The sequence below is a fragment of the Variovorax sp. P4_D9 genome (assembly GCF_056401695.1).
Window position 1 is genome coordinate 1 of sequence record NZ_JBFUIU010001484.1, and the last position, 1,238, is coordinate 1,238.

At 71.6% G+C, this 1,238-nt stretch carries 1 pseudogene; it reads left to right on the forward strand.

Features of this window, described 5'->3' with window-relative positions:
- Window positions 1–1,238 (forward strand): annotated as a pseudogene (locus AC1DY5_RS56210) (hypothetical protein); the annotation flags it as partial.

Consider the following 1,238-nt stretch of genomic DNA (forward strand, 5'->3'; position numbering starts at 1 on the left):
CGCCGGCAGCGCAGCCGGCCGCAGCCGAAGCCCCGCGGGATGCCGGCGCCGGCCGGCCCCGTCTGCAGGTCGAGGCTCTGGAGCCGGCACCGGCACTGGCCGGCAATCTCAAGGCCACGCCGGAGCTGAACCTGCCCGATGCGCCGGACCCGGTCCGCCGTGCCGCTGCGGCTGCACTCTGGAACGCGCTCGATCCCGCCGCCGAGGAATCGCGACGAGAGGCCAAGCGCGTCAAGGACATGGAGGCCACGCTGGCCGCATTGCGCGAGCAGGCGGCGCAGAACCAGCGAACCCTGCTCGAAGTACGCAGCGAACTGGCCCAGGCGCGCGAGAGCCGCTACGCCAATCCCCTGGTCTATGCGCTGGTGGCGCTGCTGCTGGCACTGATCGGCCTGATCATGCTCTGGCGGCTGGCGCGCCAGGCGACGGCGCCAGCGTGGTGGGGCGACGCGGCGGCCGGGGCCAGCGACCCGCGCCGGCCACGTCCGGAAGGCGGCCTGCTCGACGACGACATGGACCTCGATACCGAACCGCCGCGGGCCCGTCGCGGCACTCCTCCCAGGACCTTCGGCCCGACGCCGTTCGCCCGGCTCGGTGCGGACGACGAGGCCGGGCTCGACAGCGGTCCGCACGCGCCGCTGCCCCACCCGGCGCAACTGGCCGAGGGCGCACCGGTGCGCTCGGTCAACACCGAAGAGCTGTTCGATGTTCAGCAGCAGTCCGACTTCTTCCTGTCGCTGGGCCAGCACGACCAGGCCATCGCGGTGCTGCGCGAGCATATCGCCGCCAATCCCGGCACCAGTGCACTGGCCTATCTCGATCTGCTGCGGATCTTCCATTCTCTCGATCGCCGGGACGACTATGCGCGACTGGCCGAGGAGTTCGAGCGCGCCTTCAATGCCGATGTGCCGTCCTTCGAGCACTTCAGCGACACGGGCAAGGGGCTCGAGTACTACCCCAGCACTCTCGCCCGCATCGAGTCGCTGTGGCCGGCGCCGGGCACGCTGGCCCTGATCGAGGAGCTGGTGTTCCGCAAGCCCGGCCGCCACGATGACGGGGCCTTCGACCTGGCAGCCTACCAGGAGCTGCTGCTGCTCTATTCGGTGGCCAAGGAAGTCATCGATCCCGCCAGCGCGTCGCCCGCCGCCTTCGAGCCCCATGCCTTCGTCGCGCCCGTGGCGGGCGACTTTGCGCCGACGGCCACCGCGCCGATGGAGGCCGAGGCCCCGCCTCGAACG